The organism is Pseudarthrobacter sp. NS4 (assembly GCF_024758005.1).
In the GTDB taxonomy this organism is placed as follows: domain Bacteria; phylum Actinomycetota; class Actinomycetes; order Actinomycetales; family Micrococcaceae; genus Arthrobacter.
In genome coordinates, this window is sequence record NZ_CP103288.1 from 533911 (window position 1) to 549061 (window position 15151).

Here is a 15151-nt window from a genome sequence, read left to right on the forward strand (position 1 = left end):
TCTCAACACCAGAATCGGAGCCATCCATGGAAGAGCAGCAACGGCAGATGCCGGGTCAATCCGGCGATCGGATTGTGATGCTGGGAGTAAACGGCGGGCCGGTCATCAGTCCCCACGAAGCCAAGCCGGCCCTGGCGCTGGTGGTCAACGACGCAGTCTATTTGGTGGACTGCGGGTTGGACACATCCCGCCAACTGGTCCATGCAGGACTGGGATTCGCCGGAGTCAGGGAGGTCTTCATAACGCACCACCATCTCGACCACACCTCCGGGTTGCCGGCACTTCTGCTTCATGGCTGGACAGCCCGCCCGCCGCTTCCAGGAGTGAACATTTGGGGGCCCCCCGGAACAAAGCTGCAGGCGACAAACCTCCTGGCCGGCTTTGAACAAGAGATTGGCCTCTTCCAAACCGGTGACGGTTTCGGGGCCTTCCCCGCAGCTGAAGGCCATGACGTGGAGGTGCCCCTGGACGGCAGCATCCTCCGGGTCATGGAAGATGACAATGTCCTGGTTGACGCCACCAGAGTGTTCCACGGACCGGAAGTCGCCAACGCCTACGCCTACAGGTTCACCGTCAAGCACACAGGCAAGGTGGTCGTCTTTTCCGGTGACACTGCCGCCCCGGACGCAAACCTTGCCGTGATTGCCAAAGGGTGCGACGTGCTCGTCCATGAAACGCAGGACAACAGCGCGATCGAACGCATCGCCGCCGGGCTGCCCCGCCACAGGGGAGAGCACCTGAAGAAGCACCTCTTTGAAGCGCACTCAAGCGTCCTTGACCTTCCCGCCGTTGCCAAGGCTGCCGGAGCCAAAAAGCTCGTCCTCAGCCACTACACTCCCGTGGCGCACCCGCCGGTTGTCTGGCTCGCCATGGCCACGCCCGTAGCCGAAGCCATCGGGTACACCGGAGAGATCGTGGCCCCCAGGGCCCTCGACGTTATACCGCTTTAGCGGGGGCTGCCTGTCTGACCGAATGCCGGTCCACCCTGACCTGACCCGATACACAGAACGGAATACCACCACATGCCACTGGCACCCTGGCAAGCAGCCATGATCACCCCCGATGAAGACTTCGACGGCGCCCCGCGGCTCCGAAAGGAGCTCCGGCTTGAGGAGGGCCACGGCGGCGTGGTGAAGGCGACCCTGCGTGCAACGGCCTATGGTGTCTACGAGGCCTTCATCAACGGCGCGCCGGTGGGCGATGACGTCCTCAGCCCTGGTTGGAGCTCCTATGAGTGGCGGCTCCGCTACCGCAGTTACGACGTCACTGCCCTCATTGAACCGTCCACCGTGATCGGCGTGGAGCTGGGCAATGGCTGGTACCGCGGACGCTTGGCGTGGCACGGCATGTCCAACCTCTACGGGAAGAAGTTGGGATTCTTCGGCCAACTGGACATCGAGTTCCAGGACGGACATGTCCAGTCTGTCGCTTCGGATTCCTCCTGGCAGTCCGGCCCCTCCTCCACCATCGCCAACGACCTTTACGACGGGCAGACCATCGACGCCCGCCGGAACCAGCCCGGCTGGGCACAGCCTAACTTCGACGCCGGCGCGTCTGCTGGCAGCGAGTGGGCAGGAGTGCACACGCTGGAGTTCGACGCCGGCCGTCTGGCTGAGCCGGTGGGCCCGCCGGTGGTGCGCACGGACGTGCTCAAGCCCGTGCGAATTTTCACCTCGCCAAGCGGCACGGCGCTGGTGGACTTCGGCCAGAACCTGGTGGGCTGGCTGCGCTTCACGGTCCAGGGCGAGGCAGGGGCCGTGATCACCCTGCGGCATGCCGAGGTACTCGAAGACGGCGAGCTGGGCGTCCGGCCGCTGCGGTCCGCCAAGGCCACGGACACCTTTATCCTGTCGGGTGGCGAGGACTTCTTCGAACCGAGCAAGACGTTCCACGGCTTCCGCTACGCCGAAATCTCCGGCTGGCCCGGCCCGCTCACCGAGGATTCGCTGGAGGCGGTGGTGGTCCATTCGGACCTGGAGCGAACCGGCACCTTCGAATGCTCGAACGAGCTGGTGAACCAGTTGCACCGCAACATCGTCTGGGGCCTTCGGGGCAACTTCCTGGACCTGCCGACCGACTGCCCGCAGCGCGATGAAAGGCTGGGCTGGACCGGCGACATCGCGGTCTTTGCGCCCACCGCGGCGTTCCTTTACGACGTCAAGGGCTTCCTGCAGGACTGGCTACTGGACCTTGCTGCTGAGCAGAAAGCGGCCGACGGGCTGGTGCCCATCACCGTCCCTGACGCCCTGAAGTACTGCCCGCAGCCGCCTGAGTTCCCGGAGCCGGAGTCGTCAGCGCTGTGGAGCGAAGCCTCCGTCTGGGTGCCGTGGGCGCTGTGGGAGGCCTACGGCGATGACACGGTGCTGAAGAACCAGTACGAATCCATGACTTCGCACACCCGCCGGGTGGAAGGCCTGCTCTCACCCGCCGGACTGTGGGACACGGGCTTCCAGTTCGGTGACTGGCTGGACCCGGACGCCGATCCGGACAAGCCCTGGGACGCAAAGGCGGACACCGGCGTTGTGGCCACCACCTGCATGTTCCGCACCGCCTCCATCACCGCCCAAACGGCGCGCCTGCTGGGACAGGAAAACGACGCAGAGTACTTCGAGCAACTGGCGGCACGGGTCCAGGCCTCGTTCCTGGAGCACTATGTCGCCGTTGACGGCACCATCCGCAGCGACTGCACCACCGTGTACGCGCTCGCGATCGCCTTCGGCATCCTCCCCAGCCCCGAGCACGTCACCTTCGCCGGGGAACGTCTCGCGGAGCTGGTCCGGAACAACAACTACCGCGTGTCCACGGGCTTCGCGGGCACCCCGTTCATCACCGGCGCCCTTACGGATACCGGCCACAGCGGGGAGGCCTACCGCCTGCTCCTCGAACAAGACTGCCCGTCCTGGCTCTACCCCGTGACCATGGGCGCCACCACCGTGTGGGAGCGCTGGGACTCGATGCTCCCGGACGGCACCATCAACCCGGGGGAGATGACCAGCTTCAACCACTACGCCCTGGGCGCCGTGGCAGACTGGCTGCACAGGAGTGTCGGCGGCATCAGTCCGCTGGCGCCGGGTTACAGCAATGTCCGGATCGCACCTGTCCCGGGTGAGGGCATTGATTGGGCCAAAACCGAGCTGAAGACTCCGCACGGAACTGTTCGGGTGGAATGGAAGCTCGACGCCGGTGCCCTCCACCTCGAGGCGACGGTACCTAAGGGGGTGGAGGCCGACGTCGTACTTCCGGACGGTGAACGCCGGAGCGTTGGAGGCGGCACTCACTTTTTCACCTCGCCCGCCGGGCTCGCTGTTTCGACAGGGGTGTAGGCGCCTTGACACTAATCCCTCACGCATCCGAAGAACTGCTCGTTGTGGATAACGACTTTGGTGGCGACCCTGACGGGCTCGTTGCCCTGGCACATATCCTTCTGCGTTGCGGCCCGGAATTGACCGTCCTGGTGACCACGTCGCCGCTGGATCCGGGACTGGCCGCAGCAGCGGGCGCGGACCCCGGAAAAACAGCTTCCCGCGGGCGTGAACTGGCTGGGACCCTCCTCAAGCTGATGGGGCGCCAGGACATCCGCGTGGTCACGGGCGCGGAGGCCGCCGGGGTCACCGCGGGGCAGAGCAGCGCTGCAGCACACGCCATTGCCGGGGAGTCCACTGGCTTTGAACGGACCACGATTCTCTGCGGGGGACCACTGACAAACATCGCGGCTGCGCTTCGGCTGGACTCATCGCTTGCGGACAGGGCAACCCTGGTGTGGGTGGGCGGCACGCTGGCGGAGGCGGGGCGCGGCGAATACAACTCCGGCACCGACCTCAAAGCTGCCATGGAGGTCCTGGCCTCGGGGATCCCTCTTGTCCGGGTCCCCTGCGAGGAATACGCACGAATGACCGTTGCTGTCGATGCAGTCAAGAATGACCTCGCTGCCGCATCCCCGGTTGGCTCCTGGCTGGCGGAGCGCCTGCTCGACGTTCCGCCCTTCGTGCAGCTGGGCGCTTCGCTGACTCTCGGTGACAGCGTCCTGGTGCCTTTTGCGCCAGGCCTCGACACGCTGACCAGGCAGGTTGCACCAGGAACGGTAGTCCACAACCAAGTCGATAGTGACGGGTTGTGGGACAACCTGGTCCACCAGCTCGTGGCGCAGGGTAGCGGGCGCGCTGTGTGAATGCGTCAGCCCTGGGAGTGGGTGCGTACGTCCGGGCTGACCGCGGCCTGGTGGCCCAGGCTGCGGGACACGGCCCTGGCGGCGGCCCGGACCGCGGGGGCCAGGACATTGGGGGGAGTGGAACCGTCCGGAACCACGATCGACAAGGCGGCTGCCACCGTTCCCTGCGCATCGAAAATGGGCGAGGCGACGGACACGGTCCGGGATGGCGCGGTGCGGCGGATCATGGCGATGCCGGTACGCCGCACGTCCGAAAGGGTCCTCCGGACCTGGCCCTCGGGCATGTTGACCACCCCGGGTTCATTCTCCGGAGCTTTTGCCAGGATGGTTTCCTGGAACTGCTGGTCGGCGCCCGCCAGCAGTACCAGCCCGACGGCGGTGGACCGCAGGGGTGCCCGGCCGCCCACCCGGTACGCCACCTCGGTGGCGTCCTTGGCGGACAGCCGCTCGATCAGCACCGCTTCCTCGTTGTCCCGCACGGCCAACAGGACGTGGTGGCGGGTGACTTCGAACAGATCCTCCAGATATGGCAGCGCGATCTCGCGCACGCCGTGCCCCCGCGGGGAGAGTGAGGCGACTTCCCACAACCTGACCCCCACGACGTACCGCCCGTCGTCGAGCCTTTCCAAGGCGCCCCAGGCGACGAGCCGGGCGATCAGCCGCAATGCGGTGGGGGCGGGCATGTCCGCGTAGCGCGCCAGTTCGGAAAGCGTCAGCGCCCTGCGCCGGTCCGAGAAAACCGCCAGCAGGCTCAAGGCCCGGTCGATGACCGGCTCGCCCTGCTTGGGGCGCTTGCCGCGTGTGGGAGGAGTTTCCGTTTCGGAAGGGACGGTCATGGCAGGTGTTCCTAGCGCTGTTGATGGAGGAGCCACGCGGAAAAGGCCGCAGTGAGCTGCCCCACAATACTATTCCAGTCAATGAAAGTTAGGTGTGGGGCAAGGCTGCCGGGAAACGAAGCTGGAACCGTCAGCTACCACAGGTTCAGGAGCCCGCCACATGACTGCCCCCATCCGGCTTCGCACAGAACATCTCCCCGAGGCCATGGGCTTGACGAACGTCCGGCCACGCCTGAGCTGGACCCCGACCGCCCGCCGGGGCAACGGCCCAGGTGGCGTATCAGATCACTGCCACCAACGGGTGGGACACCGGGCGCGTCCCCTCCGCCTCCGTCCAGCCGGTGCCGTACTCAGGTCCTGCCCTGCAGTCGCGGAGCCGCTTCGAATGGCGGGTCCGCACCTGGAACATCCTCGCAGACGGCACCGAAGGCGCAAGCGCCTGGTCGGAGCCGATGGCCGTGGAGCTTGGACTCCTGCACGCCTCTGACTGGGCCGGCCAGTGGATCGGCCCGGAGGAGGGAGAAACTCCTCCGCCCGGACACCGCCCCGGCTACGCCCTTTCCAAGACCTTCTCCCTCGAAGGGGCCCCGGACCTGGTCCGCACCTATGCCACCGCCCACGGCATCTACGAGCTGTTCTTCAACGGCCGGCGCGTCGGAAACCAGGAGCTCACGCCGGGATCCACCAGCTACCACACCACCCTTCAGGTCCAGGCGTATGACGTCACGTCCCTGCTGCGCGCCGGCACCAACACCTTCACGGCGGTCCTCACCGACGGCTGGTACCGGGGAACATTCGGATACACGCGCGACGCCGACATGTACGGGACGCAGACCGCATTCCTCGCCCAGCTCGAGCTGGAGTCCGCGGCTGGCCGGACGGTAATAGGGACCGACGCGTCCTGGCTTGTTTCACCCACCGAGATTGTGGCGGCAGACCTTATGGCCGGACAGCGGATGGACTTCCGGTTGCCGGGTGGTCCCGCCGATGGCGGCGCGCCCAACCCGCGGCCCGCCGTCGTCCGCGAAGGCCCGTATGACAGCCTGGCGGGGCCAATGGCACGGCCCACCCGTGTGGTCCAGGAGCTTGCCCCGGTGTCCATCTACGGCCTGCCCGACGGCAACCAGGTGGTGGATTTTGGCCAGAACATCCACGGCTGGGTACGGCTCAGCAGGCTGGGAGCGCCGGGTGAAACAGTGACAGTGGCGTATGGCGAGGCGCTGGGCGCAGACGGCGACGTCACCCGCGATCACCTGCGCCCGCACGACTTCCGGACGCCGGGCGCATTCCTTGACGCAGGGCAGGTGGACTCCGTCATTTCCTCGGGTGCCCCCGGGGAAGCGTTTGAGCCCCGGCACACCACACACGGCTTCCGCTATATCTCGGTACAAGGCCTCCACGCGGACCTGCAGCCGGAAGACATCACCGCCTGCCTGGTGCAGACCGACCTGGAAGTCATCGGTTCCTTCACCTGCAGCGATGACCGGCTGAACCGGCTCCACCACATCGTGGAGTGGAGCTTCCGGGATAACTCCTGTGAGGTCCCCACCGACTGCCCGCAGCGCGAGAAGGCAGGCTGGACCGGGGACTGGCAGCTGTTCGTCCCCACCGCGGCCTATCTCTTCGACGTCACAGGGTTCTCGCGCAAATGGCTGCGCGATGTCCGCTCGGACCAGTGGGACAACGGGGTGATTGCCAACCTTTCGCCGTCGCCCGGCCCCGCCGCCACATCCGCCGACTTTATGGCCTTCACCAATGGTTCCGCTGGATGGGGCGACGCCATCGTGATGGTGCCCTGGGAGCTGTACCTGGCCACGGGTGACAGGGAAATCCTGGCGGAGAACTGGGACGCCATGAACCGCTGGCTCGGCTTTGTCCGCTCCAGCGCCGAATCCCAACGGCATCCTTCCCGCGTCATGGCCGGCCAGGACGCGGCCGCGCACGAGAAGTACCTGTGGGACACCGGGTTCCACTGGGGCGAATGGATGGAACCGGACGGACCTCCGCCCAATCTGTTGGCCGCCCGCGAGGCCGACCACGGAATTGTTGCCACCGCCTTCTACCGGAACACGGCGGCGCTGATGGCACGTATCGCCCGCGTCCTGGGCCTCCGTGCGGAGGCCAGGGACCTGGCCGGACTTTCGGCCAACATCCGGCAGGCATGGGAAACCGAATACCTCGATTCCGCCGGACGGGTTACCCAGCCCAGCCAGGCTAACTGCGTGCGTGCACTCGCTTTCGACCTGGTCAGTCCCGGGCAACGTTCCTCCGTCACTGCACAGCTGGTGTGTCTGATACGTGGGGCGGACACCCATCTGGCCACCGGATTCCTGGCCACTCCCTACCTGCTGCCCGTCCTTGCAGACAACGGCGAACTGGATCTGGCGTACGAGCTTCTGATGCAGGATACGGAACCGTCATGGCTGGTGATGGTGGACCGCGGGGCCACCACCATGTGGGAGCTATGGAACGGAGTGGACGGCGACGGCAATCCGCACCAGTCGCTCAACCATTACAGCAAGGGCGCCGTGGTGTCCTTCCTGCACCGCTACACCGCCGGGCTCCGGCAGGCGCCGGGCGCCGCCGGGTACGAACGGATCGTCATCGAGCCGCGCCCCGGAGCAGGATTGACGTCAGCCAGCACCTCCCACTACGGCCCGCAAGGCCTGATTGAGGTGCAGTGGACAACGGACGACGGCGTGCTGACGCTTAGCGCCGCCGTCCCGCCCGGCACCAGCGCGGAGGTGAGGCTGCCCGGGCAGCCGGCCCTCGTCGTCGGCCCCGGTCCCCATACCTTTGTTGCCGACATCGGCGGCGCCCGGAAAGCTGCGCTTGTGAGGAGCACACTATGACAGTGGATGAAGCAACCGAAGTACTCGACCCCTCCCGCGCCGATACTGCCCGGCCAGGCGGCGTGGACGTTCCGCCGTTCCCCGTCTTCGACGCCCCGGGGAAACCGGACCACGTCTCGGACATCTCGGCGGTACACCGCGAGCTGACCTATGCCCGGGCCATCGGGTTCCGGCCGCTGAAGATGGACATCTGGCTGCCCCGCAAGGCGTCAGGCCCGGTTCCGCTGGTGCTCTGGGTCCACGGCGGTGCGTTCCAGTTGGGGGACCGGCGTGAACTGCCGCCCACCTTCGCCCCGGATTCGGTGTTCCGCCTGCTCAACGAGGCCGGCATCGCGTGTGCCACTGCCGACTACCGGCATTCGCTCGAGGCACCCTTCCCGGCCCAGCTGCATGACCTCAAGGCCGCGGTCCGCTACCTCCGGGAATTCGCGGAACCCCTTGGTGTGGACCCCGGCCGTTTCGGGGCGTGGGGTGAGTCCGCCGGCGGCCATCTTGTAGCGATGCTGGGACTGACGGGGGACCGCGGGGACCTGGACGGGGGACTCGGCGCGCAGGGGCACCCAAGTGCCATCAGCGCCGTCGTTGATTTCTATGGTGTCTCCTCACTCGTCGATATTCCGCCCATGGACACGCCGGACGGACTGTTCCCGCCGGCGTTGACGGCGGCAGTTCCGGCAGGGATGTCGATGCAGCCCAATCACATGCTGGTGGGCGGCTCGAATGACCCGTCCCTGCTCGCCGCCGCCAGCCCGGTCAGCTATGTCAGCGCCGGGGCGCCGCCGTTCCTGCTGGTCCATGGCGACCGTGACGGACTGGCGCCGCATGCCCAGACCGATCTCTTGGCTGCGGCGCTCGCTGCTGCCGGGGTGGAGCATGAAGTGGTGACCATCAAAGGCGGCGACCACTGCTTCTTTGGAGCGGAGGACCAGCTGGACGCCATCCTTGCCGGTGCCGTTTCCTACTTCTCCCGGAAGCTGGGGCAGCCGTGACGTCCCGGCAAACGGAACGCTCCACTCCCGTGTCCGGGAACGGGCCGGCGCCTGACGCGGGCTTCGCCGAATACCTGGCTTCGCCGGAAGGCCCGCTGTCCCTCCATGCCGACGCCGTCCGCTCCCCGGGCCCGGATGTTCCCATCCGCACCGTCTCCGCTGACGGCCGGCACGGTCCCGTCAGGATCCGGATCTACGGCGAGGCGGGTTCAACTGGCAGCCCGGGGCTGGTCTGGCTCCATGGCGGCGGATTCGTCAGCGGGGGCCTGGACATCCTCGAATCCGACTACCTGGCCCGGGTGCTGGCCGACGGCGGGACTCCGGTGCTTTCCGTCGATTACCGGCTGGCCCGTGACGGTGTCTCTTTTCCCGTACCGCATGATGACGCCCTCACGGGATGGTTCTGGGCCCGGCAGAATGCCGGGGCGCTTGGCCTGGATCCGGAGCTTCTTTGCCTCGGCGGGGCAGGTGCCGGCGGCAACCTTGCGGTGGGTGCTGCCCTGTACCTGATCGACGCAGGAAAACCGCTCCCGGCCAAGCTCCTGCTGGCCTACCCGTTCCTGCACGCCGAACTTCCGCCGCCGGCCAAGGGCCTGGATGAGGAAGTGATGGCGGGGCTGCCGCGGCATTTGCGGTTCACCCTGGAGGACTGCGTGCGGATTGCCGAGAACTACGTGGGCGGACCGGTGAGCATGGCCTCGTCCTACGCGATGCCCGGCTACGCCGACCCCACCGGCCTTCCGCCCACAGCGCTGATCGCCTGCGAGTACGACGACGCCCGCGGCTCAACCGAGCTTTTTGCCTCTTCTTTGGAGCGTGCCGGCGTGCCGGTGACGTACTTCCTCGCCGACGGCGGGGTGCACGGGCACCTGAACCATACGGCCGGCCTTCCGGAAGGGCGGCCCGCGCTGGACTTCCTGGCCCGTGAGTTGGCCTCGGTCCGCGTGCGGTGAAAAAGCGTTAGGCGTCCTTGTGCCGTGGATGTAGGACCCTGGCACAGGGCATACCCTCGGCATCGGGCTAAACTGGACCGATCATGACTGGTGCCCGTCTCCGTCTGCTGGCCTGGCTCGTCGCCCTGGCAGGATTCCTCGCGGCCTGTGCGCCCGCGGTCGGCCTCGACGGGACCGTCACCGGGCAACCGGTCCCGGTCTCCTCTGCCCCTTCAGGGGCGGCAGGCGCCGCTCCCGCCCCTCAGCAGGCCGCGGCACCCACCCCGACACCGGTCCCTGCACCACCGCAGGTTCCCGCGCCACCCCCAGTGCCACAGCCGTTCGCCCTCAACCTCTACCGGGAGGGGGATTTCGTTCCGCAGTACACCTTCGACTGGTGTGTTGCGGCGAGCATCCAGATCGCGCACAACCTCATCGACGACACAGGGGGCGGCACGTGGACCGAAAGCGGCCACCAGGGCGAGCTGTGGGAGATGGCCCGGGCACGGTCGTCCAACTCCTTCAACGGTGCCAACCCGCTCGGTTGGGCGCAGGTGCTGACGGAGGTCGGAATGGGGCCCTACGCCGTCGTCAGCGTCCCCGACTACCAGGATGCGCTGCGGACGGCGGCGCGGGCCATCTCCGAGACGGGCCGCCCGGTGGGACTGGTGATGTGGAGCGGCCGGCACGCGTGGGTGATGAGCGGGTTCGAATCGCTCGGCGATCCCGCCCAGTTCCAGGAGTTCCTGGTTACCGGCATCCGTGTACAGGACCCGCTCTACCCGCACGGCAGCGGGCAGTGGGGCCCGTCGCCCGAGCCCAACAGCCTGCTCAGCCCCGAGCAGCTGGCGACGCAGTTCGTGGTCCGCGAGCCGCGGCGCTGGAGCAGCGAACTTCCGGCGGGCTACCTGCTGGTGCTGCCGGTCGCCCGAGGCTGACCAGGCCTTTCCGGCCCGGTGACGTCATCCAGTGGTGGCCGTAGACGCAGAGTCATGGCTTGCAGGGGACCCAATCTCTTTGTAGGGGCGCAGCCGGAGCAGGGCCACGGCCGCGAGGAGGACCACCAGGGCCACGCCGATGTAGAGCTGCGTGGGATTCCATCCGCTGTCGAGCAGGGCGCCGACTGCGATGGGAGCGAGGATGGCACCGGCCCGTCCAACGCCGATACCCCAGCCCACACCCGTAGTGCGGATACCGGGCTCGTAGGTCATGGGAGCCACCGTGTAGAGACCGGCGATGCAGCCGTTGACGAGCATCCCGACGATCACGCCGGAGGAGAACGCCAGGAGCGGCAGGGAGGTGGTGGTGATGAACAGGACGAGCGTCACCGCGGAGAGCACGGTGAAGGCCATCAGGGTCAGCCGCGCATCCCACCGCGTGGTGAGTGCGCCGTAAAGCAGCGAGCCAAAGGTGCCGCCCATGGTGAGCATAAGCCCGCCGATGATGCCCTGCTGCTCGGTCATCCCCGATTCAACGAGCAGGCGGGGCGTCCAGGAGTTGGCGAAGTAGAAGCCGAACATGATTACGAAAAAGGAGATCCACAGCAGGATGCTGGCCGTGCGGTACCGGGGACTCAGGAGCGTGGCCACACTGCCCTGCTGCTTGCCCGTGCTGACGGGGGCGGGCCCGAGCTCGACGTCGCCCTCGAGGCGCAGGCGCCGGGCGATGCGCTGGAGCTGCCCGACGGCGTTATGTGGCCGCCGGGCGCGGAGGTAGTCCACTGACTCGGGCATGAGCGCGACGACGAGGGCGATCGCTACGAGGGTCAGCAGGCCGCCGGTGAGGAACACGGAGCGCCACCCGAAGGCGGGGATGAGCTGGGTCGCACCCATGCCGCCGAGAGTGGCGCCCACGCCGTAGCCGGCGGTGAAGATGCTGATGGCCATGCCGCGGCGCCGCACACTGGCGTACTCGCTCGTGATCACGGTCGCGGAGGCGAGGATGCCGCCCACACCCAGGCCGGTGACCACCCGCCACAGGCCGAGCTCGAACGCTGAGTTTGCCGTGGTGGACAGGAACAGTCCGAGGGCGTTGATCGCCAGCGCCACGATGAGGATCCTGCGCCGGCCGTAGCGGTCCGCGAAGGGTCCGAGGACGAGCGACCCAACGGCCATGCCGATGAGCCCCGAGCTGAGCAGCCAGCCGAGCTGGGCGCCGGAGAGCCCGAACTCCTTGGTCACCGACGTCGCCGTGAAGGCCATAGCCAGCACGTCGTAGCCGTCAAGGGCGTTGAGGAAGGTGGTCACCGCGATGATGAGCCACTGGTACGACGACATCCTGGATGCGTCGATTTGGTGTCTGATGTCCATGGTCTAATGCCTCTCAGGGGACGTCGATGGTGAGGACAGCGGAACCGGGCACCGGGACTGTGCCCGGCCCGGCGGCGACCGCGCGGGAGACGCAGCAGCACATCCTGGTGTTGGGCTCCTTCTGCCGGTCGGAGTAGAAAACGTCGCGGTGGTCGATCCGCCCGGAGAGCTCGAGGACCTTGACCTGGCACAGGCCGCACTCGCCCTTGCGGCAGTCGGACATCATGTCGACGCCCGCCCGCTCGAGGGCATCGAGCACGGATTCATCGGAGCCCACACAGGTCTCCACGCCCAGGCGCGGGATCCGGACCGTGAATGGTTCGGCCTCGTACCAGCCGCTGTTGCCGAAGGTCTCGTAGCGCAGGTTTGTAGGGTCCAGTTCCCTCTCGACCCAGGCCCGGCGGACGGCGTCCATGAGCCGGATGGGCCCGCACATGTAGAGCTCGGCGCCCCCGGGGACCGAGCCCACGAGGGTGCGGACGTCGAGGGAGGTGCCCTCCGCGTCGACGTGCACCTCGAGGCGGTCCCCGTGGAGGGCGGCGAGGTCGTCGAGGTAGGCCATCGCCTCGCGTGAGCGGGCCACGTAGACGAGGCGGTAGTCAGCACCGAGGCGGTGCAGCAGGGCGGCCATCCCGGCGATCGCGGTGATGCCGATTCCGCCGGCGAGCAGGACGTAGGAGGGCGCACCGATCCGCAGCGGGAAGTTCTGCATCGGTTGGGTGATCTCCAGGAGCTGCCCGGGCCGGAGCGAGTGCATGAACACGGAGCCTCCCCGGGACGTGGGGGTCCGAAAGACGCTGAGGGCGAGGTGCGTGCCGTCCTCGGCGGCGTCGACTACGGAGTAGGAGCGGACCTGCTTCTCGCCGCCGACGCTGGTGCGGACGTCAACGTGTTCGCCCGGCCGGACGGAGCACGGGCGCTCCGGGCGCAGGACGATGCGGCGGATGTTCTCGGCGACGTCGGCCACGGAGTCGACGACGGCCCGCCGCCAGGCGATATTGTGGGAATCGGCCACGGTAGGTCTCCTCGTGCTCAGGCGGTCGGCAGGGCGGCGAGGCGGCCCTCGGCCTCGAGGGCGCGCTCCAGGAGCCGGCGTACCCACATCCCGCCCATGTCGATGTTGAGGTTGTAGAACTCGTAGTCCGGGTTGGCGTCGATCGCCTCCTGCTGCGCCAGGAGCATAGCCTCGTCCTCGCCGAAGACCCCGTGCACTCCGTCGCGCAGCTGCGTGGTGATGAGCTGGCTCTCAAGCCGGTAGTTGCGCATGAATGCCCAGAAGTAGTGGCAGGAGCGCTCGGTCTCCGGGGTGATCGTGTTCATTACGTAGCCGTTCACTCCCCGGGACCGGTCTCCCTCGGGCGCCCCGGTCCCGGCCTCGGCGACCCCGACATCAATGCAGATGGTGGACGGGAAGTAGTAGTGGATGATCTGCCAGCGGTCCACCTTGCCCTCAAAGCCGGGAAACTTGTCACGCATGTTCTTCCGCCAGAACGGCGGGGCGTCGATGTTGTGCATCCAGCGGGTCACGGTTACGGAGGTCTCGTCGTGGGTCACCTCGAACTCGGACTCGGACAGCTCCTCTTGCCCAATTGAGGAGCTGTGCACGAACTCCTCGTGGGTGAGATCCATGAGGTTGTCGAGGACCAGCTGGTAGTTGCACGGGGCATGGATGGTCTCGCCGTCTCCGGCCCACTCAGGGCTGTCCAGCTGGTGCATGTCCGGCACGAGGGACGGGTCGGCCTTTGTCGGGTCACCGAGCCACACCCACACGTAGCGGTGACGTTCCACCACCGGGAAGGATGGCACCGTGGCCGATGGGTTGAGGGTCTCCTGGGCCGGCATGGAGGTGCAGCGGCCGGCGGCATTGTAGCGCAGGCCGTGGTAGGGGCACTGGATCTCGTCGCGGCCCACAAGCTTGCCTTGGGACAGCGGGGCTAGGCGATGCCAGCAGGCGTCGGCGAGCGCGACGGCGCGGCCGTCCTGGGACCGGTACAGGGCCAGGGGCCGGCCCGCGACGGTGCGGGCAAGGATTCCCTTGGCAGTGATTTCGTGGTCCCACCCCGCCACGAACCAGGCGTTGAGCGGGGAGGGCAGAAGCTTGGCGGTGGTGGTGGTCTTCGTCGCGGAGACGGTCATGGTGCAATCCTTCGCTGGGCGGCCGGAGAGAGCAGCTACTGATAACTATCGACATAGTGTTTTAGTGACTCACAGCACACAATATCTATGTAGATAGTGAGTTGCAACTCTTTCCCGGAGCTAGGCTAAGAATGGCGATGCGCCGCAGATTTGAAAGGACCCCCGTGACCCTCCGCTCGGCACTGCTGGCCCTGCTGTCCTCGGGCCCGCTGACCGGCTACGACCTGGCCAAGCAGTTCAGCTCCTCCGTGGGCCATGTCTGGCACGCTCCCGACTCGCAGATCTACCCTGAGTTGAGGAAGATGCACGCCGAGGGCCTGCTGTCGAGCCGGCCCGTGCCGTGGGGCACCCGCGGAGCCACCAAGACCGAGTATGCCCTCACGCCTGCAGGCGAGGCGGCTCTGCGGCAGTGGCAGGCTCAGCCGTTGACCTACGTCCAGGACCGGGACCCTGCCCGGCTCAGGGCCGCCTATTTCGAGTGGGCGCCCCCGGGTGCGGCAGTTGCGCAGCTGCGGGCGCACATCGCCCACTATGAGGAGCAGCGCCGCCAAAGCCTTCAGATGATCGAGTCGCTCGAAACGCGCACCCATCCCACTCTTGCCCGGCGCCTCAACCGGTATCCCGAAGAGGAACGGGAGCAGATCGTCGGCTTCAAGATCTTTGCCTACCAAGGCCAGCTTGCCCATGCCGAACAGGAGATCGCCTGGGCGAAGCGCGGCCTGCAGCTGCTGGAGGAGCTGGAAAAATCAGGAAAACCCAATCCGGTGAGGTAGGCCTCAACCAGATCCGGCGCTCCCCGCACGCGCTCCTGACCACTCCCACCCGAACCCTTTTCATTCAGTGAAACCGGCCGCGCACGCGGGTACCGGCATGTCCGACAGTTGACTCAGGACGCAGCCATGAACAAGGGCTGCGGACAGCACAAACAC

At 67.1% G+C, this 15151-nt stretch carries 12 protein-coding genes; 8 read left to right on the top strand and 4 right to left on the bottom strand.

Annotated elements, in window-relative coordinates; translation table 11 throughout:
• Positions 1–26 precede the first annotated feature (26 nt).
• The 3 genes from NXY83_RS02540 to NXY83_RS02550 all read left to right on the top strand — a co-directional run bounded on the left by NXY83_RS02540 (position 27) and on the right by NXY83_RS02550 (position 4168).
• Complete coding sequence (locus NXY83_RS02540; RefSeq protein WP_258804549.1) at positions 27–950, top strand: MBL fold metallo-hydrolase; 924 nt, start codon at positions 27–29, stop codon at positions 948–950.
• A 72-nt stretch (positions 951–1022) separates the two neighbouring features.
• Positions 1023–3323, top strand: coding sequence for a glycoside hydrolase family 78 protein (locus NXY83_RS02545; RefSeq protein ID WP_258804550.1), 2301 nt, complete (start codon positions 1023–1025; stop codon positions 3321–3323).
• A gap of 5 nt (positions 3324–3328) precedes the next feature.
• Entirely contained in the window at positions 3329–4168 is an 840-nt protein-coding gene (locus NXY83_RS02550) for a nucleoside hydrolase (protein ID WP_258804551.1), read from the top strand.
• A 5-nt stretch (positions 4169–4173) separates the two neighbouring features.
• Here NXY83_RS02550 and NXY83_RS02555 read toward each other — a convergent pair whose 3' ends face one another.
• On the bottom strand, positions 4174–5004 hold the full coding sequence (locus NXY83_RS02555; RefSeq protein ID WP_258804552.1) for an IclR family transcriptional regulator: 831 nt from the start codon (positions 5002–5004) through the stop codon (positions 4174–4176).
• 272 nt (positions 5005–5276) lie between these two features.
• Between NXY83_RS02555 and NXY83_RS02560 the strand changes: the two genes are divergently transcribed.
• From NXY83_RS02560 to NXY83_RS02575, 4 genes are all read left to right on the top strand, one after another.
• Positions 5277–7856 (top strand): alpha-L-rhamnosidase, encoded by a 2580-nt coding sequence (locus NXY83_RS02560; protein WP_258804553.1) that lies wholly within the window; start codon positions 5277–5279, stop codon positions 7854–7856.
• On the top strand, positions 7853–8845 hold the full coding sequence (locus NXY83_RS02565) for an alpha/beta hydrolase (protein WP_258804554.1): 993 nt from the start codon (positions 7853–7855) through the stop codon (positions 8843–8845). The genes NXY83_RS02560 and NXY83_RS02565 overlap by 4 nt, the downstream gene beginning before the upstream one ends.
• Entirely contained in the window at positions 8842–9798 is a 957-nt protein-coding gene (locus NXY83_RS02570; protein WP_258804555.1) for an alpha/beta hydrolase, read from the top strand. Before NXY83_RS02565 ends, NXY83_RS02570 begins: the two co-directional genes overlap by 4 nt.
• 83 nt (positions 9799–9881) lie before the next feature.
• Positions 9882–10715, top strand: a complete 834-nt coding sequence (locus tag NXY83_RS02575; RefSeq protein ID WP_258804556.1) for a hypothetical protein — start codon at positions 9882–9884, stop codon at positions 10713–10715.
• Between the two features lie 24 nt (positions 10716–10739).
• On the opposite strand, the gene NXY83_RS02580 is transcribed toward NXY83_RS02575, so the two are convergent.
• The 3 genes from NXY83_RS02580 to NXY83_RS02590 are packed head-to-tail and all read right to left on the bottom strand — an operon-like array spanning position 10740 to position 14222.
• Positions 10740–12086: an MFS transporter gene (locus NXY83_RS02580; protein ID WP_258804557.1), complete on the bottom strand. Its 1347-nt coding sequence runs from the start codon at positions 12084–12086 to the stop codon at positions 10740–10742.
• A 13-nt stretch (positions 12087–12099) separates the two neighbouring features.
• Positions 12100–13101 (bottom strand): PDR/VanB family oxidoreductase, encoded by a 1002-nt coding sequence (locus NXY83_RS02585; RefSeq protein WP_258804558.1) that lies wholly within the window; start codon positions 13099–13101, stop codon positions 12100–12102.
• A gap of 17 nt (positions 13102–13118) precedes the next feature.
• Positions 13119–14222 (bottom strand): aromatic ring-hydroxylating dioxygenase subunit alpha, encoded by a 1104-nt coding sequence (locus tag NXY83_RS02590; protein WP_258804559.1) that lies wholly within the window; start codon positions 14220–14222, stop codon positions 13119–13121.
• A 164-nt stretch (positions 14223–14386) separates the two neighbouring features.
• Here NXY83_RS02590 and NXY83_RS02595 point away from each other — a divergent pair, with 164 nt between their 5' ends.
• Positions 14387–14995 carry a PadR family transcriptional regulator gene (locus NXY83_RS02595; RefSeq protein WP_258804560.1) on the top strand — a complete coding sequence of 203 codons (609 nt, stop codon included), beginning with the start codon at positions 14387–14389 and terminating at the stop codon, positions 14993–14995.
• The last annotated feature ends 156 nt before the right edge of the window (positions 14996–15151 follow it).